Annotated in this window: 20 protein-coding genes; 13 read left to right on the top strand and 7 right to left on the bottom strand. The window is 44.0% G+C overall.

Features of this window, described 5'->3' with window-relative positions; genetic code table 11:
* Positions 1-26 precede the first annotated feature (26 nt).
* From B3763_RS09770 to B3763_RS09750, 5 genes are all read left to right on the top strand, one after another.
* The gene (locus B3763_RS09770; protein WP_286746055.1) at positions 27-1,487 is read left to right on the top strand and encodes an ATP-binding protein; all 1,461 of its coding nucleotides are present in this window, start codon (positions 27-29) and stop codon (positions 1,485-1,487) included.
* Between the two features lie 276 nt (positions 1,488-1,763).
* Positions 1,764-3,575 carry an alpha-L-fucosidase gene (locus tag B3763_RS09765; RefSeq protein WP_286746053.1) on the top strand — a complete coding sequence of 604 codons (1,812 nt, stop codon included), beginning with the start codon at positions 1,764-1,766 and terminating at the stop codon, positions 3,573-3,575.
* A 160-nt stretch (positions 3,576-3,735) separates the two neighbouring features.
* Positions 3,736-4,311 carry a c-type cytochrome gene (locus tag B3763_RS09760; protein ID WP_286746051.1) on the top strand — a complete coding sequence of 192 codons (576 nt, stop codon included), beginning with the start codon at positions 3,736-3,738 and terminating at the stop codon, positions 4,309-4,311.
* 282 nt (positions 4,312-4,593) lie between these two features.
* Positions 4,594-5,415, top strand: coding sequence for a helix-turn-helix domain-containing protein (locus tag B3763_RS09755; protein WP_286746050.1), 822 nt, complete (start codon positions 4,594-4,596; stop codon positions 5,413-5,415).
* A 501-nt stretch (positions 5,416-5,916) separates the two neighbouring features.
* A complete protein-coding gene (locus B3763_RS09750; RefSeq protein WP_286746048.1) occupies positions 5,917-7,446 on the top strand; it encodes a GH3 family domain-containing protein in 1,530 nt (509 codons plus the stop codon).
* Here B3763_RS09750 and B3763_RS09745 read toward each other — a convergent pair.
* The 3 genes from B3763_RS09745 to B3763_RS09735 all read right to left on the bottom strand — a co-directional run bounded on the left by B3763_RS09745 (position 7,443) and on the right by B3763_RS09735 (position 10,471).
* Entirely contained in the window at positions 7,443-8,030 is a 588-nt protein-coding gene (locus B3763_RS09745) for a hypothetical protein (protein WP_286746046.1), read from the bottom strand. The two genes, B3763_RS09750 and B3763_RS09745, sit on opposite strands and share 4 nt — an antisense overlap.
* 113 nt (positions 8,031-8,143) lie before the next feature.
* Positions 8,144-9,589: an SDR family oxidoreductase gene (locus B3763_RS09740; RefSeq protein WP_286746044.1), complete on the bottom strand. Its 1,446-nt coding sequence runs from the start codon at positions 9,587-9,589 to the stop codon at positions 8,144-8,146.
* A gap of 105 nt (positions 9,590-9,694) precedes the next feature.
* Positions 9,695-10,471, bottom strand: a complete 777-nt coding sequence (locus B3763_RS09735; RefSeq protein WP_286746042.1) for an OmpA family protein — start codon at positions 10,469-10,471, stop codon at positions 9,695-9,697.
* A gap of 108 nt (positions 10,472-10,579) precedes the next feature.
* Between B3763_RS09735 and B3763_RS09730 the strand changes: the two genes are divergently transcribed.
* From B3763_RS09730 to B3763_RS09700, 7 genes are all read left to right on the top strand, one after another.
* A complete protein-coding gene (locus tag B3763_RS09730) occupies positions 10,580-10,945 on the top strand; it encodes a response regulator (RefSeq protein ID WP_189631576.1) in 366 nt (121 codons plus the stop codon).
* On the top strand, positions 10,942-12,315 hold the full coding sequence (locus B3763_RS09725; RefSeq protein ID WP_286746039.1) for a sigma-54-dependent transcriptional regulator: 1,374 nt from the start codon (positions 10,942-10,944) through the stop codon (positions 12,313-12,315). The genes B3763_RS09730 and B3763_RS09725 overlap by 4 nt, the downstream gene beginning before the upstream one ends.
* A complete protein-coding gene (locus B3763_RS09720; RefSeq protein WP_286746037.1) occupies positions 12,312-13,745 on the top strand; it encodes a PAS domain-containing sensor histidine kinase in 1,434 nt (477 codons plus the stop codon). Before B3763_RS09725 ends, B3763_RS09720 begins: the two co-directional genes overlap by 4 nt.
* A 132-nt stretch (positions 13,746-13,877) precedes the next feature.
* Entirely contained in the window at positions 13,878-14,396 is a 519-nt protein-coding gene (locus tag B3763_RS09715) for a Dps family protein (protein WP_189631573.1), read from the top strand.
* A gap of 211 nt (positions 14,397-14,607) precedes the next feature.
* Entirely contained in the window at positions 14,608-14,802 is a 195-nt protein-coding gene (locus B3763_RS09710) for a general stress protein CsbD (RefSeq protein ID WP_189631572.1), read from the top strand.
* 6 nt (positions 14,803-14,808) lie between these two features.
* Complete coding sequence (locus tag B3763_RS09705; RefSeq protein ID WP_229838761.1) at positions 14,809-15,708, top strand: mechanosensitive ion channel family protein; 900 nt, start codon at positions 14,809-14,811, stop codon at positions 15,706-15,708.
* A gap of 65 nt (positions 15,709-15,773) precedes the next feature.
* A complete protein-coding gene (locus B3763_RS09700) occupies positions 15,774-16,139 on the top strand; it encodes a hypothetical protein (RefSeq protein WP_286746033.1) in 366 nt (121 codons plus the stop codon).
* Positions 16,140-16,212: 73 nt separating this feature from the next.
* Here the strand turns inward: B3763_RS09700 and B3763_RS09695 are convergent, their stop codons facing one another.
* Positions 16,213-16,374 (bottom strand): DUF1328 family protein, encoded by a 162-nt coding sequence (locus B3763_RS09695; RefSeq protein ID WP_189631570.1) that lies wholly within the window; start codon positions 16,372-16,374, stop codon positions 16,213-16,215.
* 276 nt (positions 16,375-16,650) lie between these two features.
* On the opposite strand from B3763_RS09695, the gene B3763_RS09690 reads away from it, so the two are divergent.
* Positions 16,651-17,475, top strand: a complete 825-nt coding sequence (locus B3763_RS09690; RefSeq protein WP_286746030.1) for a universal stress protein — start codon at positions 16,651-16,653, stop codon at positions 17,473-17,475.
* A gap of 5 nt (positions 17,476-17,480) precedes the next feature.
* Here the strand turns inward: B3763_RS09690 and B3763_RS09685 are convergent, their stop codons facing one another.
* From B3763_RS09685 to B3763_RS09675, 3 genes are read right to left on the bottom strand one after another with little or no spacing between them, the layout of a single operon-like run.
* Positions 17,481-18,338 carry an aldose 1-epimerase gene (locus tag B3763_RS09685; RefSeq protein ID WP_286746029.1) on the bottom strand — a complete coding sequence of 286 codons (858 nt, stop codon included), beginning with the start codon at positions 18,336-18,338 and terminating at the stop codon, positions 17,481-17,483.
* Positions 18,339-18,366: 28 nt separating this feature from the next.
* Positions 18,367-19,140 carry an HAD-IIA family hydrolase gene (locus tag B3763_RS09680; RefSeq protein WP_189631567.1) on the bottom strand — a complete coding sequence of 258 codons (774 nt, stop codon included), beginning with the start codon at positions 19,138-19,140 and terminating at the stop codon, positions 18,367-18,369.
* A gap of 1 nt (position 19,141) precedes the next feature.
* Positions 19,142-20,101 carry a Gfo/Idh/MocA family protein gene (locus B3763_RS09675; RefSeq protein WP_286746027.1) on the bottom strand — a complete coding sequence of 320 codons (960 nt, stop codon included), beginning with the start codon at positions 20,099-20,101 and terminating at the stop codon, positions 19,142-19,144.
* Positions 20,102-20,155 lie beyond the last annotated feature (54 nt).

Below are 20,155 nucleotides of genomic sequence, written 5' to 3'. Positions count from 1 at the left end.
GTTTTTGCTTAATTAGAAAACGGAAAATGAAAGAATGGTATAAAAAAGCTATCGACTTATTGGATCATAGTTTAAAACCCGTACCTCAGGAGTTGAATGAAATAGACTGGAAAGAGACACTATCTCCAAACAGTAAAAAATTAAGTAAGCACTTATCTGCCTTTGCTAACCTACCTGGAGGTGGTTATTTGGTTTTTGGCATAGAGGATAATACAGCGAATCCTATTGGAATTTCAAAAGTGGATGCTGAACAAGTTGTGCAAAGACTTTCTTCAATCTGTCGTGACAGTTTATTTCCAGTTATAACAATAGATCACACTATTCAGACTTATGAAGGAGTGAGTTTACTTTTTGTGTATGTTAAGGAAAGCTCAATCAAACCAGTTCATTTAAAAGGAGGAACCATGGAAGATGCTTTTATACGAAGTGGTGGAACAACAAGGCAGGCTTCACGGCAAGAACTGGGAGGTTTAATGCTCAATAGTAAGACTTTGCATTTTGAAGAGCTGCACTCTTCAAAGTTAAAGGTGGCTCATGAGATTTTTAGTATGATAGATTATAGGTCAATTCTTAGACTCTTAAAGGCACCGGTACCCTCAACTGATAGGGAGATTATCGACTGGATGATCCATGAAAAAATGCTCGATGAAGTTGATGGTTCTGGCTTTTATATCACCAATTTTGGAGCTTTGGCAGCAGCATACAATTTAAAGGAGTTTGATGGGCTTGCTAGAAAGACCATTAGATTGATAAAGTATAAAGGCAAGAATAAGGTAGAAGCAGAAAAGGAATACCCAGGTTCAAAGGGTTATGCAATTGGATTTGAGGGGTTGATTACCTTCTTAAAGGCCCTATTGCCGAGTAGTGAAATTATAAAGAATGCCTTAAGACAAGAGACGAGTGTTTATCCAGAAATTGCGCTGAGGGAGTTAATTGCAAATGCCCTCATTCATCAGGATTTTACGGTTAAAGGAGCAGGGCCTATGATTGAAGTTTTTGATGATAGAATATCCATTTCAAATCCAGGAAGGTTACTGCCAACGAAAAAGATTGATAGACTAATTCGAACTACGCCTGAGTCAAGAAATGAGATATTGGCATCAGCTTTTAGAAGATACAATATTTGTGAAGAGAGGGGTTCTGGTTTGGAAAAAGCTGTTATAGCTATAGAAATATATGGCCTTCCTCCATTGAAATTTGAAGAGCTTGAGAACTCTTTTAGGGTTACAATGTATTCTCCAAAAACATTTGCCCAACTTTCAAAGGCAGAGAGGGTTGAAGCCGCTTTTCAACATGCTGTGATAAAATACTATGCTGACGGAGGCATGACAAACACATCTCTCAGAGAGCGCCTTGGTATGCATGAAAAACAGAGAGCCCAAGTTTCTCTAATTATCAAAGAAGCGCTTGAACAGAATAAGATTAAGCCAAAGGATCCTCATAATGTATCAACGAAGTTTGCAGAATATGTTCCATTCTGGGCATAATTTTGCTTAATTAGAAAACGGAAATGATAGGTAAATAGCTGATAAACAGTAAGTATTTGCTTAATTGGAAAACGGAAACCCAGTTCATTAGGAGGTTAAATTGTGATATATATTGTTTTACAATAAACTGTAAGATACTGACTATCAATGGTATTTAAAGTCCTGCTCCCGCTACACCGTAAAAGCCGATCATTTGATCGGCTTTTTTTGTTGCTCTAAATCGAGTTAGTTCATCACCCCATTTCCTTTAACTTAGAGGTTTACTCCTGTGGCCCCATGAAAAAGAGGTTAGTTTCTATTGTGTTGTTGGCTGTTACTTTGTGTTATACCCCGGCTTTCGGTTGGCAAAAAGTCTATTCGGCCAATTGGCAAGAATTGAAGAACCGCCCTTACCCCAAGTGGTTTACCGATGCCAAACTCGGTGTATTTATTCATTGGGGCGTTTATTCTGTTCCCGCATACAGCAATAAAGAAGATTATGCAGAATGGTATTTGCGCGGATTGATGCTGGGTGATTCGCTGAGAACCAACTTCATGAAGAAAAATTATGGCGAAAAATTTACCTACAACGACTTTGCTCCATTGTTCAAAGCAAAACTTTTTAACCCTGATGAATGGGCACATATATTCCACAAGGCAGGTGCAAAATATGTGGTAATGGCTGCCAAGCATCACGATGGTTATGCGCTTTGGCCAAGCCGGTATGCCCGCAACTGGAACAGTATGGAAGTGGGGCCTAAGCGTGATCTGGTGGGAGAACTGACCCGGGCTGTGAAAGACGCAGGACTTAGAATGGGGCTATACTATTCATTGCCTGAATGGAACCACCCATTGCATCGTTGGGATACCGACCCGCATCGTAACATTGGCCCATATGTAGAGCAACACATGATTCCGCAATTCAAAGAGCTTGTCGCCACTTACAGGCCAGATCTGATTTTTGCGGATGGAGAGTGGTTCAATTCGGCTGAAGAATGGCATGCCGCTGAATTAATAGCCTGGTACTTTAATTTGGTGGGAGCAGACGCTGTGGTAAACGACCGGTGGGGCAATGGTAGCGAAGGAATGGGCTTTATTACACCGGAATACAGCTCAGGAATAAAGACCTCAGACAGGCCGTGGGCAGAGGTAAGAGGCCTGGGGCGCTCGTTTGGATTGAACCGATTCGAGAAGTTGCAAGCCTACTTAACCGGTACTGAACTTGTACACAGTTTTGTAAGAGCTGTGGCCAATGGTGGGGGAATGATTATTAATGTGGGACCAACAGCTGATGGTCAGATTCCGCTTTTACAGCAAGATCGGTTAATGCAATTAGGCGACTGGCTGGCCATTAATGGGGAAGCCATTTATGGAGCTGAAACGTATACCGTAAGTGGTGAGGAGCGCCAGGTCACTTTGCAGCGAGTGGATGCTCAAATAAACTTTAACTGGGTAAGGAATAGCCCCGGAAGTCCTATAAGGGAAGATGAGTTTACAGCCATTTGGGAAGGATACTTGAGGCCAGACCAAAGCGGCCCGTTCCGGATAGAAGCACTGGCCGATGATGGGGTTCGGGTGTGGATCAATGACCAACTCGTTATTAACCAATGGAAGAATGCGCCCGAGGGAGCCAATGGCTTTGTTATGGGTAATGATGCGGTAGTAGTAAGTCAGGGAGTGTTGAATTTAAAGGCAAACAATAGGTATCCCATACGAATAGAATATTTTGAGAAAACTCACAATGCCCGTCTGGAACTCTACTGGATAACACCCAATGGCAAGAAAGAAGTCATCCCTCAGAAAAATTTACTGGTAAACCTCGCAGGCAATGAAAACGGGTTGAAGGCCACTTACCAATCGCTGCAGCAACACATTGCCTATACACAAAACCGGGGTAATATATATGCCATTACCATGCAATGGCCAGATGATGAGTTGGTTTTGTCTATTCCCCGGCCCAATAGCGAAACCCGAATCAATCTTTTAGGTTATGACTCTATCGACCTGCCCTGGCACTACCGAAAAGGCAAGCTGATTATTGATACCTCCGGTATAAAGTTCAGTCGTGTAGAAGGGAAACATGCCTGGGTTTTTCGTCTGAGTCGGTAGACCTTCCGTTTTTTTGGGTTACACACTTTGCAAAGCCCTGAAAGTAAGGTGCTTTTCGCTAGAATGTCGCTTTTTTTCAATACTCCAACGAAGGCTCTGCTCTAATTTTGTGACTGAATTTCATAAAAATTCATACTCAAAACTTACAACAACAAACATTATGAAAAGCAAGGTCAATTACATGGTGGCATTGGCAGTGGGGCTAATAGCCGCTTGCCAACCGGCTGTTATGGAGCAGCAAATAACGGCTCCAATACTTACAGAGCAGCAGGAAATTTTAAAAGGGAAAAAGCTGGTTACCACCATTGGTTGTGGCGACTGTCATTCGCCCAAGGTTTTTACGGCATTTGGTCCGGAAGAAGATAACACCCGTTTGCTCTCAGGGCACCCTCAAAACGAACCACTCCCTGCGGTCAATAAAGAACTGGTAAGCGAATGGGTACTCTTTGGCCACCAAAGCACAGTGGCCGTGGGCCCCTGGGGCGTCTCTTATGCGGCAAACATTAGTTCGGACGAAACAGGAATCGGCAACTGGACTTTCGAGCAGTTTAAAACAGCCATGACCAAAGGCAAATATAAGGGTGTTGAAGCCAGTCGCGATTTGCTGCCGCCAATGCCATGGCCAAACTATGCTCAGCTGGAGGAAGACGAACTCAGGGCTATTTTTAAATACCTCAAATCTACTCCTCCCGTCCGCAATATTGTTCCGGCAGCACGACCGCTCGAAACCTTATAGGTGTTTTTTTACTATTCAAGAATCCTAAAATGAATATCAGATACATTACAGCCATATGGATGTGTGTCGAAATAATAAAGCCAAGTGCAATAGCTATCAGCTAGTTCGTCAGGCAGGTAGTACAAGTTTTACAACCATCGAGTTAGAGGGGGCACCGGATGCAAAACAGAGGTTAGCTATCAGAAACTCAACCCATAGAAACAGAAAGGTTGCAGCAGTATTCTTTACCTGCTGCAACCTTCTTTGGCAAAATACAGTATTGGCAAAGTCTGGTATTCATTCATGAGGCCTTCTTACTACACTTTTAAACCTTCGGCTTATTTATCGGGAATTGTTAGCCATTATTGGGTAACCACAACAGACTTTGAGCCTAACAGCCTTACCACGGAACAAACCTGTTTGCCTCTGGGTACTGCCGAGTGGATTATTCAGGTAAGAGGAGAGCTTCAATTGGGTAAGATTGATAATGAATGGAGGGTGTTTCCGAGCAACTATGTCGTAGGGCTCATGGACAAACCCGTGCATTGGAAAATGCATGGCAACAGCCAGGTTATCGGCATATCGCTAAAGCCCGAGTGGTTTTCTGCCATTTTCAGATTTCCACTAAACAGTGTACACAATGCTTTCATTGAAGCTCAATTTTTAGACAACCCCATATTCTCTTTGCTTAGAAACCACCTTCTTAAAGAAGAGAATTTGGAAAAGCAGGTGGCTTTGGTAGATGAGTTTCTCATTGACTGGGTGGATGAGCAGAAGGTTGCCAATGAGTTTTTCGTAAGAGCAGTGGGAGCCACGCGAACCGGAAACGCTCTTTTCAGCACTAAAGCTTTACGCGATCATTTTTATTTATGCGACAGGCAAATACAACGCTTGTTTAAAAGCCATTTTGGATTGAGTCCCAAGGCCTACGAGCGCATTACCCGCTTCAGCCATACCATTGAGCGCATTACCCAAAACCCCAAACCTTGCTGGAATACCCTGGCCGATGAACTGGGTTATTCCGATAGAGCACATCTGGTTCGGGAGTTTAAATATTTTGCGGGGTTTACTCCGTCTAGTGCTAACCTGGCCGATTCGTCCATTCATCGGGTTATGGCTAAGTAGTAAGTTTATTTAAAAAAGTCAGAGGCAATGGCGAAAAGCATTTTTCCCGGTTATTTCCAAATAGGTAATTACACTGTCAATTTGATAAAGTAAAATACTCAGCAAATGGGCTTTGTCAGTGCCGGTTTCACAGTATGTTGTTGCTGAACTTCCGTTGCTTACATCTTTATCATTTCAATAAATAAGGTGGCCAGCAATAGCGTAGCAAACAAAAAGAAGAAGAAACGAGGTATCCTGGAGCGCGAAATACTTCGTTGCGTAAAGGCAAGAAAGGCTGTGCTCACCGTGATAATTAGAAAAATTATAATCCACACCAACATCTGTAAGGCTATTGAGTTGATCATAGTGATTCAAAAATCTCTCCAATACCAATTCGACTTAGGGAGACCTTTGGATAGAAAGTTACGCCAGGTCATTTCACCTTTTCAAATAACCCTTGAGCCGTAAAGGTTAATCTGGTCTAAACTTTGAATTAAATAGGGCGCAAACAAGAATAACACTATGCCATTACTCGGAAAAATCATTAAAAAAGCGATAGATGTAGGAGGCCAAATAGCCGAAACGAACGACAGCCCCTCCCAATTGCAGCAAACCATGCTTCGCGAGTTGCTCGAACGGGCGAAAGATACAGCATTTGGCAAGGCCTATGCCTTTGAAGAGCTTCTCCGGTCTGAGACACTTGTGGAAGATTTTCGCAGCCGTGTGCCGACATTTGACTACAAACGGATGAAGGAGGCATGGTGGCACAAAACTATTGAAGGACTACCTGATATTAGTTGGACGGGTACACCGGAGTATTTTGCCTTGAGCTCAGGAACTACCGGCAACAAGAGCAAGCGCATCCCCGTCACTCAGGAAATGATTGAAGCCATTCGTGAAACCGGTCTGAAACAGGTATTAAGTCTTTCGGAACACGACTTGCCCGATAGTTTTTTTGAGAAACAAATTCTGATGCTGGGCAGCAGCACCGATTTAAAAGAAGTGGATGGGCATTATGAAGGCGAAATTAGTGGAATAAGTGCCAGTAATATACCTTTTTGGTTTCGTGGCTACTACAAACCGGGGGAGGAGATTGCCGGTATAGACGATTGGGACGAGCGAGTGGAAGCCATAGCAAAAAAAGCACCTGAATGGGATATTGGAGCCATTTCCGGTATACCTTCATGGATTGAGCTGATGCTAAAAAAGGTTATTGAATGGAATAAGGTGGAGAGCATTCACGACTTGTGGCCCAATCTGGCGGTGTACAATTCGGGAGGGGTAGCCTTTGAGCCTTACAGGGCTAGTTTCGATAGCCTCACCAGCAAACCCATGCTTTACCTCGATACCTACCTTGCCTCTGAAGGCTTTCTGGCCTATCAGGCCAGACCCAGCCAAAATATGGCCATGCAACTGTCGCTCAACACAGGTATCTATTTTGAATTCATACCCTTTGAGGAGAAGTATTTCGATGAATACGGGAGCCCGTTTCCTGAGGCTCCGGCTCTCTCGTTGAATGAAGTTGAGCTAGAGAAAGATTATGCTATTCTTATTTCTACTGTGAGCGGAGCCTGGCGATATAGCATTGGCGACACAGTAAAGTTTACTGATCTGGAGCGAGCTGAAATCAAAATAACAGGCAGAACAAAACACTTTCTCAATGTAGTGGGGTCACAGCTTTCGGTGGCTAAAATGAATGAGGCTATTCAGGAGTTGGAAGAAAGGTTTGGAGCAGAAATTCCTGAGTTTACAGTGGGAGCGGTTCAACGCGAAGGAGAGTTTTATCATTTGTGGTTTTTGGGCCTGGGAACTGCAAAAGACCTCAATGCTCAGGAGGTTTCAGAGGCTCTGGACGAGCTGCTCAAAACCAAGAATAAAAACTACAGGGTGGCCCGGTCAAAAGCATTGAAAGGAGTAGATGTAAGGCTAATTACTGCCGAAGACTTTCACCGTTGGAATGCTGAGAAAAAGCAGAAGGGAGGCCAGGTAAAAACCCCTCGAATGATGAACGAGGAGTCGCTAAAGGAGTTCGAACATTTTTTAGAAGCCTAAAGAGCGGGCTGCGCGTTGTTATGCTGATTGGTTTCTACCATCTGCATAATCTCCTCTGGAGAGAGATATAGCCGCTTCATCTTCTCTTTGTACTTTCTCGGTATCTGGGCATGGCTCAAAATGTAGTTTTTCGTTTTTACAATCATGTCGCCCAGGCCATGCTGCACGGCATATTCATCGGCTTTCCGTTCCGCTCCTTTCACAAAGTGGCCAGACAGCCAATAGTTGAGTCCAAACCAAATCATGCCGGGCACTGACCGGTTTTTATAGTCTATTACATGACCTAACTCATGCCCCAGCCAGCCAATAAGAACATCTTCAGGAAGGTCTTCAATTTTTAAACTTTCGCTACCTAGTTTTATGAATCGGCTAATGTTCACGTAATAAGCTCGTTCCACCAGCACACCAAACAAACTTTTAATTACCGGCCGGGCGCTCATTACCGTTCGGCCATTGGGCTTATTAAAGCGAAAAATGATGCGAACATTTTTTAGCTCCGGGTAAAAAGAAAGCGTCTTCAATGCAGGAAAGTAAATTTCTTCGGGTATGGTTTTCTTATAACCAAAGGTCTCTATAGGTTTCATAACAGTCGTTTTTAATTATATTTAATTCATTACACTTCAAGGCTTAGTCTGCGTTTTTTGGCGGCTACTCCGTAGCAAGCTTCTAAAGAGTATTTTCAATCACTTTATTGCCATTAGATTTTGGGATCCACAGATTTCGTTTGAGCTATACCACTGATCATGCCATTGAATACAAAGCCATGAAAGGGCCATACGGCCAGCCAATACAGCCTGCCCCAAATGCCCTTAGGCCTGAAAGTAGCGGTTTGATGGAGAACATTGTGTTTATCTATTTTGAATTCCAGCCAGGCATCGCCAGGTAGTTTCATTTCGGCAAAAAGCAAGAGCCGTTTATTGGTTTTATCGGCTACAATTACCCGCCAAAAATCGAGCGAGTCGCCCGAGTTGATCGCAGTGGGGTGGGTACGACCTCTTCTAAGCCCTACACCGCCCACCATTTTATCTATAAGTCCTCGCAACTTCCAAAGCCAGTTGCCATAGTACCATCCTCTTTCTCCCCCTATGGACCATAGGTTATTAAGCACAGCAGCTTCATGAGTAACAGGTCTTTGACGGTGATCTTTAAAGCACCCGAAAGAAGGAACTTCAACCAGATCTTCGAACCTCTTGTTAATGGTTTCACTAGACATAGCGTCTTTCCAACTCGATATCAATTGGTTTTGCTTTATGCGCGAAAATGCTCTTCTAACGGCTTCTTCATAAGTAATTAGTTCAATGTCTAGCTGCTTGGTTAGTGTGTTGGGTTTAGCAATTACTTCAGTTTTCATGCTCTCTACCAGGTGTCGCGCCAGTCCGTAAGAGGTTGAGGTTACAAAATATAGCCAGTAGGAGCTCAGTCGAGGGGTTAGTACCGGCACGGACACTATCAATCGCCTGAGGCCTCTTACCCGGGCAAAGCGAAGCAGCATTTCCTTGTAGCTCATTACTTCAGGCCCGGCTATGTCGAAGGTCTTATTGTAAAGGGCCTTGTTGAGTAAGGTTTTGTCGAGTATTTCAAGAATATTGTTCACCGCAATAGGTTGCGATTTGGTTTTGAGCCACCGAGGAGCAATCATTAGAGGTAGTTTTTCTACCAGATCCCTGATTATTTCGAATGATCCACTGCCCGACCCCACGATTATACCGGCTCTCAAAGCAGTGAAGTTATAGGGCCCCCGACTTAGTATTTTTTCTGTGTTAAGCCTCGATCTCAGGTGAGGCGATAGTTCGTTGTCGTTGGCAATTCCACCCAGGTAAATGACTTGTTCAAAGCTTCGCTGGGTGGCAATGGCTAAAAAGTTCTGTGCCATTTGCTTTTCTCTGTCTTCAAAACCATTGCCGGAAACAGACATGGCGTGCATCAGGTAATATGCTGCATCAATGTCTTGAGGGATGTGATTGAGCGTGTCAGGTTTTAGAAAATCAGCCTCTATTATGGTTAGTTGAGGATGATTGACCAAAGCATGGTTGAATCGGCCGGCATCGCGCACACAGCACACCACCTCTAAATCTCTTTCCAGTAAGAGGTAAAGCAAGCGTTTGCCTATATATCCGTTAGCACCCGTCAGTAATACTTTCATGCTTGGCTCAGGATAAAATTCATTTAGAATATTTTTTGATTCAGCAAATCCCAAAGCCCGAATTTCGGGCTTTGGGAAATATCTATTTTTAATGGATGTTTCAATCTATTCCACCTCTTGCAGTAGAGTTTCAACATTGGGAACAATGATGAATTCAACTCGTCTGTTCAGGGCCTTCATAGCTTCTGAGGTATTTTTTGCCACCGGGTCGAACTTGCTTTTACCCGCAACCATTAGCTTTTGGGCCGAAACATCATGTTCACGGATCATACGCTCTACAACTGCCATGGAGCGCTCTACCGAAAGATCCCAATTGTTTTCGGGACCAATGAGTGGGTCGCTGTCCGTATGACCTTCCACTATAATCTCCGCATGGCGCATTTGCATAATACCTTCTGCTATTCTATCAACCAGCATTTGGCCTCTATTGTTGATTTTGGCACTGCCCGACTCAAATAATAGCCCTTCATCTACCGAAAGCCGAATCATACCTTCTTCTACCATCACATCAATACCATAGTCTTCAAAAGTAGCTACAATGGCTTCAGTTTCCTGCTGCCACTCTTCAACAAGCTCGGCTTTATCCGTTTTATCTTCCAATAGCTCGTCTTGAGCCTCAATATTCGCTCTCAACACTGCTATTTGCTCTTGCATTCGATCGTTCTCTTTCAGCAATTCTTCATTGTATTGCAGCAGTTTGTCGCGCTCGGCTACCAACTGTTGCATGCTGGTTTGTAGACTATCAATGTTACTTGCCTGGGTAGCAATAAGGTCTTTTTGGGCTGAGCAGGAGCTCAGGGCAATAAGAGCCGTTACTCCCAGCAGGCTTCCAATCCATTTGTTTCTACTTCTAATCATCATATCAATTCTTTTTTTGGTCATTTAAGGAGAAAAGTTCGTGCCGCTTCGAACAAAATATGCTCAGGGCTATTTATTAAGCTGAGGTGTGTAATTTTTTCTACAAAATCGTTGTGTAAGACACTCAATAGAATGGAAGCTAAAGCACATGTTTTAATTGTTGACGATGAGGAAGATATAGGCCTGATGCTCTCCCGGTTGCTTCAAAAGGCAGGCTATCATACAGAATTTTGCACCAGTGTGGCTGAGGGGCGAATAAAGCTGAAACAAAAAAAATACGACCTGTATTTTCTTGACCTGAACCTGTCTGATGGCAGTGGCTTTGATCTTATTCCGGAAATCAGGCAACAGCCTGAGGTTTCAGGCATAATTATTATTAGTGCCTATGATGGATTGCAAGAAAGAGAACGGGCAAAAGCTTTTGAGGTGAACGCTTTTGTGAACAAGCCCTTCAATAAAAAAGAAATTTTAGAAGCAGTAAGCCAGATACGTTTATGAAGAAGATACTCATAATAGATGATGACAGAGAAATATGTCTCCTTTTGAGAAAATATCTGACCAAAAAGGGTTTCGAAACCCATGAAGCGCTGAGCGGAAAAGAAGCCGAAAAATGGCTAAAGAAGCAGGAGGTAGATTTAATTCTTTGCGATTTTAAACTGCCCGATTACAATGGTCTTGAAATGCTGGAGAAGATTAAGATTATAAGGCCAGCTGCCAAAGTGATCATCATTACCGGCTACAGTGATGTGCGCATAGCCGTGGAGGCACTCAAAAAAGGAGCTTTTGAATATGTAACCAAGCCGCTCTATCCCGATGAAATAATGCTTACCATTATCAATGCGCTGGAAACAGAGCATAAGCAGGCAGCGCCTGTACCCAAAAAGCCCTCGAGGCCGGAGGCAAGCAAAACAGACTTTATCTCTGGCAAAAGTCTTTCAGCTCAGAAGGTGAATAAGCATATTGAACTTATTGCCCCTACCGATATGTCGGTGATTATCTTGGGAGAAACGGGTACCGGAAAGGAGTATGTTGCGCGCGCCATTCACCAAAAGAGTGCTCGTTCTGGAGCACCGTTTATTGCAGTAGACTGTGGAGCTCTGCCCAAAGACCTGGCCGGGAGTGAATTGTTTGGACATGTAAAGGGGGCTTTTACCGGGGCCCTGCGCGACAAGAAAGGCTGTTTTGAGTTGGCCAATGAAGGCACACTTTTCTTAGATGAAATTGGTAATCTGAGCTACGAGAATCAGATAAAGCTGCTGCGCGTATTGCAAGAGCGAAAGGTAAAACCCCTGGGAGGCAGCCAAGAACGCAAAGTAGATGTTCGCATTATAGTGGCCACCAATGAAGACTTGAAAACAGCCGTTCGAAAAGGCGAATTCAGAGAAGATATTTATCACCGTTTAAACGAATTCAAAATTGAGCTTTCGCCCTTGCGAGAGCGCAAGGAAGATATAGAAGTGTTTGCCTTACATTTTCTTAAACTGGCCAATGAACAGTTGCGAAAAAACGTGGAATCTATAGACAAGAGAGCACTCAAAATACTAGAAAACTACACTTGGCATGGTAATTTGCGAGAGCTCAAAAACGTAATTAAAAGAGCTGTTCTGTTGTGCGATGGGCCTGCTTTGAGCAAAGAACACTTGCCCGAAGAAATAATCTTTCCGGTAGAAGATGATCAGCCCGACTTTGAAATACTCATAGATGGAGAAGCCCCTCCAAGCCTAAAGGCAGTAACCGAAGCCGCTGAAAAAACGGCCATTATCAACGCCCTGAAGCGAACCAATAACAATAAAAGTAAGACGGCAGAAGTCTTGCAGGTAGACCGAAAAACACTCTACAACAAGCTAAAAGCATATAACCTCTCATGACACTCACAGAAGGCGAAAAACTACTGAAGAGTATTTTAAACACTACTCCCCATGGCATTGTGGCTCTTAAGGCCGTACGCAACACCAAAGGGGGTATTGAAGACTTTCAGGTACAACTTATTAATGCGGAGGGCCTGAACATACTGGGGCGTTCGGCAGAGGATATTGAAGGAGCAGGTTTTTTAGAGAGCTTTCCCGGGCAAGTGACCAACGCTCTTTTCGACTCCCTCAAAGAGGTGGTAGAAACAGGTGAAAGACTTAAACGCGAAGTGCAATTTCGAAGAGGGCAGGAGTCCCTTTGGTATTCCATTCATGCCACACGGTTTGCCGATGGGCTTACCATTAGTTTTGTAGATGTATCGGAAGAGAAACAGCATGCCCTGGAGCTAGGCCAATCCGAGGCCAAGTATAGGCAACTCTTTGAGGAGAGCATGGACTCTATTTTTCTCATGAACAACGAATATCTTATTCTGGAGTCCAATGCATCCATGCTTCAACTGTTTGGTTACGACCAAAAAGAGATACGTTTTCTGAGCCTTTCCGAGCTGTTTTCTGATGAGGAAACCTTCTGGCACTTCAATAAACAGTTGTATAAAAACAACAAGGTAGAAGAGTTTGAGGCCGAAATGCGTATGGCCAACGGACAAACTGTGGTTTGTCTTATCAACCTGGTAGCTCTAGAGAAAAGCCAGGCTCAGGTAGGGCTCTATCAGGGAGTCATTAAAGACATCAGCAAGCGCAAGCAAGCCGAAGCCGAATTGTTACTGGCAGAGAAGCTTTCCATGACCGGTAAAATTGCCCGCAGCATTGCCCACGAGGTACGCAATCCGCTAACCAATCTGAGCTTGGCTCTTGAGCAACTCAAAGACGAAGTGCCCGAACACCTGGAAGATGCAGAACTTTACTTCAACATCATAGGTAGGAATGCCAGGCGCATAGAAGAACTCATTTCAGGGCTGCTCGAGTCTTCCAAACCCAAAGCCCTTAGCTTGGAAAACAGTCAAGTCAATGAAGTAGTAAAAGCCGCTGTGCAGATGGTTGAAGACCGCATTAACCTGCAACAGATGAAACTGGAGCTGCAACTTCATGAGGGGTTGCCGGCAGTAGCGCTTGACAAAGACCAAATGAAAATGGCGTTGGTAAACCTTATGATTAATGCCATAGAAGCCATGAAAGCAGGCGAAGGTGTTTTGCGGGTGAGCACTCTGCAACAACAACAGCACATTCTTATTCACATAGAAGACAACGGTAAGGGCATTTCTAAAGAAAACCAGAAGAAACTCTTCGACCCATTTTTCACGGCCAAAAAAGGAGGCATGGGGCTGGGGCTCACCAGCGTTCAGAACATTGTACAAAGCCACCTTGGCGAGATAAAAGTAACGAGCGAAGAAGACCAGGGTACCCGTTTTACCATATCCATCGCTCTTTAGTTCGTAGCGGCAATTCCACAATATTGAGGAACTCCCTTCCCGAAAGTTTCTGCTATACCCCTCTTTTGGGGCGCCAGGGCATACTGGAATGGTATTGGCAACACTTAGGGCAGAAACAAACGAAAAAAATATATGGATAACGGAGTAGCAACTAAAATACATTCAGAAACTAAGAAAAGAGCCTATTCACGATTGGGCTATACGAAATTGGAAACAGCCGAAATTGTTGAAGCCCTCAATAAATTATTGGCCAATTACAGTGTACATTATCAAAAGCTGAGAAACTTTCACTGGAATGTAAAAGGAGCCGATTTTTTCGACATCCATGAAAAGTTCGAAGATCAGTATAACGATGCCAAAGTGGCCATAGACGACATCGCAGAGCGTATAAGAGTGTTTGGTCAAACACCCTATAGTACTATGAAAGAATATCTGGACGAATCGGAAATTAAAGAGTCCAGCTCAGACCTTACAGCCATGGAAATGGTTTCCGAAATTCTGAAAGACTATGAGATTTTGCTGGAACACATGTTCAATGTGATTAATGTCGGACTCGATAAAGGTGATAGCGGAACTGTAGATATGATGAACGCTATGGTGAAGAAAACGGAGAAAAATCACTGGATGTTTACCGCCTTTTCAAAGAAATAATTTTTGAGTCAACCTTTTGTATTAGTGAGGTTAATAAGTAGACCGAGCCCTTCGGAGCATTTGTTCCGAAGGGTTTTTTGTGGATAATATTCCACACTTGCTCACGCCAATATTCTACACAGCAAAGGCCTTCAACCTCACAGAGAACACCAAAACGCATATTTCGGGATTGGTATGGATTTTTTGAGCCTTATGGCGAATTAGAATACCAATGAAACGATTTCTCGAAAGTAACTGGTCACAAATAGCCCCACGGCTCAGAAGTCGCTACGGCCAGCTGAGCGAACGCGATTTGCATTGGGAAGATGGGGAAGAGAATGAGCTGCTCCGAAGGTTGGAGCGTAAGCTCGATTGCGACAGACAAGAGCTCTTTCGTGAGATGAAAGCATTAATAACCAAAAAATAAAACACTGTGGATTTTAACATATCAAAAGCAATCAACATAGTAATAGAGAAGGTAGAAGGATGGCTCGAACTACTTACCAATATGCTGCCCAATTTTGTGGTGGCCATTTTAGTGCTTGTTCTCTTTTATTTTCTTTCTAAAATGGTGAGGTATGGAGCCCGAAAAGTTATGGCCCGATTTATTGAACAGCCTGCCATAATTGGTCTTCTTTCTACCATTATTTCCATTCTGGTCATTGGCTCTGGGTTGGTTATAGCCCTTAACCTGTTGCATTTGAGCAAGGCAGTTACCTCCTTACTAGCCGGTGCAGGTATTGCCGGTTTGGCTATTGGATTCGCCTTTCAAGACATTTCGGCCAATTTTATTTCAGGAATAATTATGGCCTTTAAAAAGCCGCTGAGTGTGGGCGATATTATAGAAACTAACGGCTATATGGGCTTTGTCAAAGACATACAGTTAAGAGCTACCGTTATAGAGACATTTCAGGGCTTACACGTCATAATTCCTAACCGACTGGTTTTTCAGAATGCGCTCACCAACTATACCAAAACTTATAGGCGCAGGGTAGACCTTTCCGTTGGAGTTTCTTATGGCGATAACCTGGAGCGAGTTAAAGAAATAGCCAGAGAAGCCGTTCTCAAAAATGAATACCTCACTTCAGAAAAAGACGTAAACGTGGTTTTCGAAGAGTTTGGCGACTCCTCCATCAACTTTAGGGTAATGTTCTGGATCAACTACTCTCCACAAGACCCCAACTACCTGCAGGCCAGGAGCAGCGCAGTAATGGAAATTAAAAAAGCCTTCGATGCCAACGATATTACCATTCCATTCCCTATTCGTACGCTCGACTTTGGTATTAAGGGAGGCGAAAAACTAAACGGCCACCTTAAGGAGCTCCAAGCCTGAACAGCCAGAGTGGTACGACCTTTGAAACTTTAGCAAACATCATTTAAACCAAAAAGAAAATAAACATGAAACGATTAACCGTAACTATTTTATCAATTGCCTTGGTCACTATGGGTATTGTGGCCTGCGGCAACTCATCAAAATCTGAATGGGAGAAAGAAAAGGCCGAGATTCAAGCAAAGATAGATGAAGCTCTGGCCGATGTGGGTAACGCCCTGGAAGAAGTAAACGCAGACTTAAAAGATGCTTCGGAAGATGTGGCCGAAAATCTAAGAGAAAAGAAAGATGAATTGCTCGACCGTAAGTCTGCTTTGGAAAGAGCCAAAGAAGACGTGGCCAATGCCACAGAAGAGACCTGGAACGACACCAAAAAGTGGGTGGAAAGTACGTTCAATAATATTGAAGACTTCTTTAAATCAGGCAATGGCTAAAATTACCCCTAAGCATAAAAAAGAGGCTGACTCGTGGTAACGAGACAGCCTCTTTCGTTTAAACCCCTGAGGGTTAGTAGCCCAGTAGCTGTAAAAACAGCGATATCACAAAAAGGACTACGAATATGAAGAACAGGAATTTGGCAATTTTAGAAGAGGCTGTAGCCACACCTCTGAAACCAAACAAACCTGCTATGATGGCTACAATAAAGAATATAATGGCCCATGTAAGCATAGTTTCAAAAGTTTTAGTTGAACATAGTGTGTGCGCCTTGCACACCTTATTGGTTTCAAAAATTCAACCAAAACAACAGACCATGTGTATGTGGCTGAAGGGGCAGCTTGTATCTCAAAGCCTTTTCAAATTGAGAAATCCGCTGTCAGAAATAGAATTATTGCAGGCGTTGAAGCCCGACAGGGAAAACACAAATCATTTTTTTTGATGATTTAGATCAGCCAATAAGAAAGGAATTGAAAGTAGATTGAAGTACACTTAAAAAAGGAGGTTGTTATGAAAAAGATTGTTGTACCCATAGATTTTTCTGCCTGTGCCAGAAATGCGTTGGCCAATGCCATTAAGATTGCCGAGCGGGCCAACTTTGAGTTGGTGTTGTTTCACTCGGTAGTCATGCCTCTTGGCTTTGCAGAGGGAGCTCCCGTGGCAGGTGTAGAATACGGTTTAGATGAGCTGCAGGAAAGAGCCCAGGCCGATATGAATAAGTTGGTTGAAGACTTTCCGCAGTTGGAAAAGCTCAAACACAAAATACATATACTCTATGGCCCTCTGCACGAAGGCATCAATGAAATTAATGATGAAGGGCAGGTGGCCATGGTAGTTATGGGCACCCATGGTGCTACCGGCTTTGCCAGAGCACTAATTGGTAGCAATGCCTACCATGTAATGAAACACGTGCCTGTGCCTGTAATCGCTCTGCCGGAAGATGCCGACATTACGCGAATGACTCACATTGGTTTGGCCGGAGACTTCTTATCTGTTCCAAACCCCGATCTTATTCATGTAGTAGTCGATTTGGCTAAAGCTTTCTATGCTCAAATTCATGTTATTCATATCGATACCGGTGAAGTTGATAAGAAAGACCAGATAGATATTGCCAGACGAATGGAAAAATATGTGAAGCATACCAACCATAGTTTTCATTTTAGAAAGTATGAAGATGTGGAGGAAGGACTGCAACAAACGGCCAAAGAGCTCAACATACACCTGTTGGTAATGATTGCCCGTCATCATGGTTTCTTTGAGCGACTACGCCACGGCAGTCACACCAAAAAAATGGTGTTAGATATACCGCTTCCTCTAATGGTCTTGCACGAATAGGAACCTTAGAAAAACCTAAGCCCCATTTGGAGCCTCCAGCTTTGCCGGGGGCTCAGTACTTTCAGGCCAATGCCGTTATTGAGTGCATCTATGGCACAAGTCATGGGTTCTAAGGCAATGGCATCTTCGCGCGTTTTATAAACCTGCAGAAAAGGAAAGTTAAAGTCTTGCCAGAGCTCCAGGGTACCCTGATTGGGGAAGCTGAGGAACACACTGTTTTTCTCTTCCATTTTTAGAAGCCGAAAGCAGGTGTCGAAGCGATGCCCATGGAGCCATTCAAAATTTTTAAAGTCGTTAAAAGGCCTTTCCTTACCTGTGGGCAACATGAGCTCATCAACCTCCATGTGCGTCACAGGAGGGAGTTTGAGACGGGCAGATGGTGTCATACTCAGGTTGAAATAAGGATGCCAGCCCAGTCCACAGGGCATATCTGCTTCTCCCAGATTTACCACTTCAATGCTCAGTATCAGCTCGGCCTCGCCCTTTAGTTGGTAGCAGAGCCGGAGTTCGTAGGGAAAAGGGAAACCCGGTTGGTCACCTTCGTAGGAATAGGCCAGTTCCAGACAGTTATCTTCTTTTCGGGCTATCTTAAAGGCCTGGTCATGCACTAGCCCGTGCAATGCATTTGGTAACCCATCCAGATCGTTGGTGGCTAGTTCATACCTGCTCCCCTGAAACTGGTAGCGGCCTCCGCTGACCCTGTTGGGAAAGGGAAATAGCCAGGAACCTTCGAACAGATAGGTTTTATTGTGGTGAATTAGGGGCAGGAGGTTTTGCCCCTTGCGGCAGGTCCACTGCATAAGTGCAGCTCCCCGTTTGCAGTCCACTACTATGCTGTTTCCGTTATACGATAATTCTTCCATAAGGCATGCGCTTGCTCATTTTCAAAGTCTACCACCAGGGAAGGGGCAACTTTAGGTCGGCAATGGAATCAATCACTAAATCAGGTTTAAAAGGATAGTCGTTGAGATCGTCTATTTTGGACATACCACTAAGGGTAAGTATTGTATTATAGCCCACTTGAACACCTCCCTGAATATCTGTGGCCAAGGTGTCGCCAATCACTGTTACTTCTTCCGTAGCCAGCCCAATGTGTTTTCTGGCCTGGCGCATCATTACAGGGCTGGGTTTGCCTACAGAGAAAGCCGTTTTACCGGTGGCGGCTTCTATCATAGCTACAATACCCGCAATGCCCAGATTATTCCAGCCCGGCTTGCGGGGAGACGGATCCAGATTAGTTGCAATAAGTTTGGCTCCATCCAGAATAAAGTCAATAGCCTTTCTCACCATCTCAAGCGTAAAGTTGATGCCTTCGCCTACCACCACAAAGTCCGGGTCGTTCTGCACCAGTGTAAAGCCATGCTCATGTAGACTGGAAATTAAACCCCCTTCTCCCAGTACATAGGCCGTGCCTTTGGGAAACTGCTGCCCCATGAAATGAGCCGTTGCCATGGCTGATGTATACACATTTTCAGGCTCTACATAAATGCCCATTTTAGATAGTTTACGCACCGCATCCAACGGAGTACGCTGGCTGTTGTTTGTCATAAAAGTGAAGGGAATGCCTTCCTTTTGCAGTGTTTTAATGAATTTGTCAGCTCCGGGAATCATTTTGTTTTCCACATAAATAACCCCGTCCTGATCGATTAAGAATCCTTTTGGCATTTTATACTTCTTTGAAAATATGACCACGAATTTTTTCTACCAGTTGCGCACTTTTCAGGCTTTCATTCAGCGAAACCCTGGCCGACTGCCTGTCGCCACGTCTTATACAGTCTCTCACTTCTATAATTTCATGGGCATAACCGGTACTTAAAAAAGGCAACTCTACTTTTTCTATCACATCGCCTTTTACTATCTCAAAACTTTGTGCTTTCCAAAAGAGAGGCAGGCGTATAAATCCGTCTTGTCCGTATATGCAGGCCTCTTTGTTTGTGCCTGTGGTTACACTGGCAAAAAGCTGAGCCAGGGCTCCCTCTGGGTAAGAAAGTTGTACCTGTACACTTTCATCAACTCCTGTATGGCCAACCCGGGCCGTTACCTGAATCTGCTCAGGGTGCCAGCCAAAAAGATCGGCAGCCATAGTTAAAGGATACACTCCCACATCGAAAAAGGCCCCTCCGGCCAGCTCAGGATTCAATAAACGACCGTGTGCGGTAAGTTTATCTTCAGACCTAAAGCCAAAACTGGCTGTGAGGTAATTGAGCGGCCCAATAGCGCCTGCTTTTGCTCTTCTCAAGGCTTCATTATAGGCCGGTAAAAAGCGTGTCCACATGGCCTCCATTAGAAACTTGCCCGATGCTTCGGCCACCTCCGTCATTTTTCTTATTTCATGGCTGTTAACCCCCATGGGTTTTTCGCAAAGCACATGCTTGCCGGCTTTAAGAGCCGCAATGGTGTTTTCACAATGAAAATTGTGGGTGGTGCTTATATAAACCACATCCACTTTTGGGTCTTGTAGCAGAGCCTCATAGCTGTCATAAACCTTTACATGAGGAAACTCCTGCTGCAAAGTCTGTGCATTCGAACGCGATGCAAAGGCATAAGGTACTTCGCCTTCAACAGCAAAAAGACTCTCTAAAAACTTGCGGGCAATTCTTCCAAAACCAATAAATCCCCAGTTCATATTTCTAAGTTCTGTATTTCTGGCAATAAGCCTAAGGAAAATATTTAATTCTTG

This window comes from Roseivirga sp. UBA1976 (assembly GCF_002336325.1).
GTDB lineage: Bacteria > Bacteroidota > Bacteroidia > Cytophagales > Cyclobacteriaceae > Roseivirga > Roseivirga thermotolerans.
Note: the sequence above shows the minus strand (reverse complement) of the source record. Positions and strands in the feature narration are given on the sequence as shown.